This is a genomic window from Bacteroidota bacterium (genome assembly GCA_018698135.1).
Lineage (GTDB): Bacteria > Bacteroidota > Bacteroidia > CAILMK01 > JAAYUY01 > JABINZ01.
The window spans coordinates 1-6,801 of the sequence record JABINZ010000048.1; the positions used below are offsets into that span (position 1 = coordinate 1).

Here is a 6,801-nt window from a genome sequence, read left to right on the forward strand (position 1 = left end):
AAACCAAAGCCATTGAAATATTGATAACTTTTTAAACGCTAAAGCTAAAAGTTACCAACATTACAACAGCATTATGAATATTATTATAAATTTGAAATTAAAGGAAATTATAACCAGACAGAGTTTGATTTACACTCCCGTTCAAGCAATCGTGGTCGGGTTGTAAATAATTCTATTACAGTTATTGGGTTTAATAACATTTCTCAAAACTCCAGAGGAATTTCTTCATACAACAATAAATACACTGATTTTGTATTCAACACTATAAAGGTAGTTTACGGCAGTAATATATACATCCCTTATTCTCAAGCGCTCCAGTTTGCAGGTAATATGTCAACTCAAAATAGATTTTTGAATAATATTGTAATAACCAATACTGCTTTAATAAGTGGTTTTTTTGAACCTACATTTTTTGCTCAATGTAACCATAACTGTTATTTTACAACTTCAGATACTTTCACCAGATACAATTCTTATAAATACTACTCTTATTCAAGCTGGAAAAGTGTCACACAACATGATAGTCATTCTGTATTCATTAACCCTACTTTCCATTCAATAAAAAGCATTAAACATTATGTTTATCCACTAAACATCGGTGTAAATTATCCTAATGTTTCAACTGACTATTTTGGCTCTCAAAGAAAACATCCGACAATTGGAGCTTATGAACTTAAAGATGCTGATTTTGATTTAGCAATAAGATCAATTATATCACCAACAAATACGTTCTGTCCTTCAAGTCAAACGATAAGGATATTAGTTGCAAATGAAGGTCAGGATACCATAAAATCTGATACTTTGTTTTGGTTTGTAAATGGAACACAACAACAAAATACAGTCATCAATAATCCAATTAATCCCGGAGATACTGCACACATTGTCCTCAATAATTACCAATTCAATGCACGTCCTTATGATGACCTTAAAGTCTACCATTCACTTATCAATGACAGTATACTTGATTTAAACAAATACAATGATACTTTGGTGTTTGACAATTTCCCAAAACAGCTTTCTGGCACCTATACCATTGGTGGAAATCAAGCAGACTTCAGCAGCTTAACAGAGGCATGTAGTTATTTAGCAGAAAAAGGAATGTGCGATACGGTAACATTTCTGATAAAAGCCGGGACCTATTATGAGGAAGCTGAAGTTTCATCAGTTAGCGGACTATCTGCTAGTACTCCTCTAATTATCAGAGGTGAAAATAAAAATACTGTATTCCTTAATCCAAGCAGTAATTTTATTTTAAATATATCTCAGGCAAGTCATATACTTATTGAAAACATTACTTTCCAAGGATATAATCAAGCAAATGCATGGTCTATATTACTGCAGATCACAAATAACTCACACCATGTCATTATCAGAAATAATATTTTTAAAGGGTTTTCTATTGCTCACAGTACCGTCATGGTAAAAGTGTATCAATTGTATGCGAATTCAGATCATATATTAATTGAGAACAATACGTTTATTGATGGTACTGAGCACATACATGTATATGGGAACTCTTATCTTGGAACATCAAAGTATATAAAAATTCTAAATAATTATTCTGAATATGCTGAAAATAATGCAATATTTCTTTATCTAACGGATAGTTGCCTTATTGAAAATAATACGATAATTGGCGATTCCAGTTTTTCGACAACAGGCATGAAGATGGTTAAATGCAGGCAATCAATAATTCAGAATAATAAAATCCATAATTTTACAATTGCAGCAAGTATTAATGATGAAAATCTCAATGCAAACGATACATCGCTATTTCTGAACAATTTTTTTTATTGTAATAGTGGTTCGCAAACAAGTGATATTTATGGACTGTTTTTAGGAACCTCCGCAAAAATTAATTTTTATCATAATACATTCAAACTAGTGACAACCATAGCAGATTCATCGTTTTTACTTATTTATGGTGGTTGGAATAATGATATTGCTTTGGTTAATAATCTGTTGATAGCAGAAGACAAAGCAAAACTCATTAAGTATGAAAACACGAATTCAAACATAAGTTTTAATCACAACGATTTTTACTATGGTATGGATCCGAAAAAGTTTTTTATTAATACGACTGCCTACACATTCTACCAGTTTTTCAGCTATACCAATAAAGGTTATTCATTATTAAATTATAAGCTAAATAAAGATCCACATTTTGTTTCAGCTACTAATCTGCACTTGGATAGTAATTACAAAGCTTTATCAGGAGTAAATCTGGGAGTGCTATACGATATTGATGGAGATGCCCGATGTGGTATATTAGCAACACTTGGTGCTGATGAATCAAATTATGCCTATCAAAAACCAATTATTTCAATAGATTGTCCAGATACTTTTTGCCGTGGAAATCTGGCGGTCATATCAAATAATACAATAGCAGATGGAATCATTAAATACAGTTGGTTTTACAACAATCAATTAGTAAGTGAAGCAAAAAATTATACCTTCACTCCTATGACTATTGGTATAGACACCATAAAACTAATTGCGAGGAATTGTCAGCATGCTGATACGTTTACCAAAGTATTCCGAATTGTTAGTATTGCAGCTGACTTTTATACCTCCAATAATTTCCCTGTACTTAAAACCGACACCGTTGATTTGTTCAATTCCTCAAAATGCTATACCACAGGAATAAAGTGGGATATTCAACCAACTAGCTTTACGGCTATTTCCGGTTATCCAAATTCCAATAATCCCAAAATTGTATTTAACGACACAGGCTGCTATCATGTGCAACTAATTGCTTCACAAGGAGCCATAAAAGACACACTTTATCATGCTTGTTTTATTAATGTTCAAGCAGATACAATTGCACCTGTAATTTCAATGTTTGGAAAAGACACTATATATCTGGCTCAATGTGATACAGCTTACACAGATTTAGGTGCCTCAGCATATGATATGATTGATGGAAATTTGACAGATAGTTTGACCATTACAAGCAATTTCAACTCAATGATTCATGGAGCGTATTGGGTTAAATATAATGTAAGTGATCGATTTGGCAATAGCGCAATTCAGCAACAAAGAACAATAATTGTAAGTCCAGATAATATTCCACCAATCCTCTATTTAAAAGGAAACGATTCAGTAACAATTAATCTTTTGGATAATTATACCGATTCAGGATTTATAGCTTTTGATAGTTGCATTGGACTTGATACTGTTCTAATAACAGGATCCGTTTTTAGCAATCGCCTCGAAACAGATACAATTAACTTTCAGGCCAAAGACCTATTGGGAAATAGTACTATTTTTAATACCATTCAGCGTTTAGTTTATAAACACGATCCAGATCCGGTATATCCTGGTGATGCAAACAAAGATAGTATTGTAAATAATTTGGATATTTTAGCAGTGGGAGTTGCTTTTGGAAGTACTGGCTATATACGGCCTTCCCCCTCAACAAACTGGACTCCTCAAGCTGCCCCATTTTGGTTACAAAACTTAGCCAATGGCAGTGACTATAAACATATTGATGGAGATGGAGATGGAGACATTGGAAGTAGCGACACCTTGGCAATTCATCTGAATTATGGGTCGAACAGGGCAGAAATAACAAATAATGCCCGAAGTACAGATCCTCCTATTTGGATCGATTTACCTGAAAATCCAAAATCAGGTGACACAATAACAGCACCTATTATGTTGGGTTCATTAGATAAACAAATTGATCGATTATATGGAATTGCGTTTACCTTAAATTTCAATTCACAGCTTTTCGCAAATAAGCAAATCGAAACTTCATTCAACAATTCCTGGCTAGGAACTACTGGAATTGATTTACTTAGCTTTCAGAAGACATTTTCGGATAAGATAGATATGGCCATGAGCAGAACAGATCAGCAAGATTATGTAAATGGGTATGGGCAAATTGGAAGCATCCATTTTGTTTTAACTGAAAACATTGATCCTGATAAATTGTTACTATTTGAGATCAACAATGTTAAGGCACAAACTGCAAACGAAAATGAAGTATTAATCTATCCGAATTTGGACTCTAGTATAATAAACAATAGTGGTATTGATGAGCAACAATACACACTTAACAACAAGCTTAAAATATATCCAAATCCAAATAATGGTGAATTTACGCTTCGTTTCGATTCAAATATTCCTGAAATTATCAGTATAACCATTTTTAATGCTTCTGGTAAGCAATTCAACTTACCATCACCAAGATTCATTAAAGGCAATTTGCTACCAATAAATGTTTCTCAATTAGGGGCTGGAATCTATTTTATAAAAGTTTTAACTTCTGACTTTATTATCATTAAAGAACTTGTTATTTACAAATAATCATGAAAAAGCAATTAACTCTCTCTATACTTTGTTTTTTTAGCTTCACCTATATAGCTTTATCACAAAGCTTATCAGGCTCCTACGAAATTGGAATTACAAATGCTGATTATACAACTATAACAAATGCAGCTGCTGCTTTAGACACTCATGGCATTTCAGGGCCAGTGGTTTTTAATATCCAGGATGGAAGTTATAATGAGCAGCTAACCATAAATAAGATTGTTGGTTCTTCCCCAACGAATACAATCACATTCCAGTCTAAAAGTGGGGATAGTTCGAAAGTTACAATTCATCATAATGGCACATACGATAACTATATTTTTCACCTGAATGGCGCAAAAAACATAATTCTACGAAATCTTACTTTAAAAGCTGACCATCCTGATTATTCTCAATTAATACTACTTGATGGAAAAATTGATTCTTTGGTCATTGAAAACAACATGTTGCTGGGGGGTTATAATCCCAGTTTTAATTATGGAGATAATGGAAGAATAATTAAATATCTTTTTAGTACATCCACCGTTGACACACTCAACCACATAACTATTAAGAACAATCATTTCAGACGAGGATCTTCATCCATATTTATTTTCTGTCACGAAGATTATTATTGTCGAAACCTAACAATTGAGCGAAATACATTTGACTCTTTCTCAAAGGAAGCTGTAAACCTTATGAGAATAGTTAACCTGAAAATTCAAAATAATTATATTAGAGGAGTGGACCAAAGCCTTCCCTCCTTTAAGGGAATTGTATGTGGTTCGGTTGAAGGCACATTATCAATCGAAAAAAATCGAATTTATTTGAATCATCATACTTTTAATTTTGGACTTGGTATTAGTTTCAATGGAACTCCTACAAATAGAGGTCTGGTAGCAAATAATATTGTTGATGTTGTTGTTGGTTCAGGTAGTATTAATGAGAATTCCGCATTTGCAACTTCGGGTAGCACCTATTTGGATATTGTACACAATACATTTAGAGTTAAAAACATAAGTTATGGTCCGAATACGAATTCCACAGGCATGAGTGCAGGTTTAGGATCAGGATATAATAACCGATTTTTAAATAATATAGTTGTTAATAATAATGCTTTAGCCATACAATTATATGACTCACTATACTATTCGGATTGCGATTACAACAGCTTTTATACCGCATGTGATACAATTGCCCGACATCCTTCAGCAGGTTATATTAAAAAGTTTTCAGATTGGCAGGTATTATCCGGTTATGATCAACATTCTGTATTCTTCAACCCAATATTCGATTCAATTGTTGACATTAAACACCATGCTTATCATCTGAATTTTGGAACAACTTTCCCATTGGTAACAACAGATTTTTATGACTCAGCAAGAATATCTCCTACCATGGGTGCTTATGAACTGGACAAGTTACAATATGATTTAGCCATGCAATCGTTCCTTTCTCCACTGAACTCCTTCTGCCCTTCCAGTCAACCCATTAAAATAGCTGTTAAAAATGTGGGTGCAGATACCATTAAAAGTGATTCAATAATTTGGTTTGCGAATAGTGCAAGGCAAAATAGTGTTTATTTCAATAAGCATATAAGTCCAGGCGATACAGCCCATATTTCAATGGGAATGTATGATTTCACTAGATCAACAGATGATAGTTTCAGTTTTATTCATTCGCTTATTAATGACTCCATAACTGACTTAAACCCATACAACGACTCTCTGTCGTTTAATAATATTCAGAACATACTAGCGGGCACCTATCATATTGGCGGAAGTCAGGCTGACTTTAGCACCCTAACCGAAGGCTTGGCAACTTTAGTTGAGAAAGGCATGTGCGACACCATCACATTTCTAATACATGCTGGAACCTATTATGAAGATGCCTTTATTCCTTTCATCTCAGGACATTCCAAAACTCAACCTATATATATCAAAGGAGTTGATAAGGATTCTGTGTTTCTGGTAGCAAAAAGCTATCGATTGTTAAGAATTATGAGTGCAGATTATATAAACATTGAAAACATCACTTTTAAAGGAAATTCAAATGGAGGCTCCACACTCATCTATTTGTCCTATGGAACAAATCACTTATCCATTCAAAACAATGTGTTTATTCTTGATTCAAATAGTTATGGCTGTCAGGCCATATATTTAACTCAAAACACCATCAAGTCAGAGTATATTAATATATCCAACAACACTTTTATAGGGGGTGATGATCATATATATATTTCGGCAATCCATACAGCTAAAGATGCACAGGAATTTGTCATTCAAAATAATTATTTTCGTAAAGCAAATAATCACGGTATACGCATTAATAGAACAGACAGCTGTTTAATTCAAAATAATACGTTTGAAGACCGTTGCAAAACCAATTATTCTATAATGTTTAAATTTTCATCCTTTTTTTTTGTGTTTTTTTCTTGATTCCATCCGATTTTTTCTTTTTTTCACAGCATAGGATGGTATTTTTATGATATTTCTCTTCAATTCTCAT

Annotated in this window: 2 protein-coding genes; both read left to right on the top strand. The window is 33.1% G+C overall.

Annotated features, from left to right (window positions below):
• The first annotated feature begins 351 nt into the window (after positions 1 to 351).
• A complete protein-coding gene (locus tag HOG71_03045) occupies positions 352 to 4,311 on the top strand; it encodes a DUF5011 domain-containing protein (protein MBT5989806.1) in 3,960 nt (1,319 codons plus the stop codon).
• Between the two features lie 2 nt (positions 4,312 to 4,313).
• Positions 4,314 to 6,731: a hypothetical protein gene (locus HOG71_03050; protein MBT5989807.1), complete on the top strand. Its 2,418-nt coding sequence runs from the start codon at positions 4,314 to 4,316 to the stop codon at positions 6,729 to 6,731.
• The last annotated feature ends 70 nt before the right edge of the window (positions 6,732 to 6,801 follow it).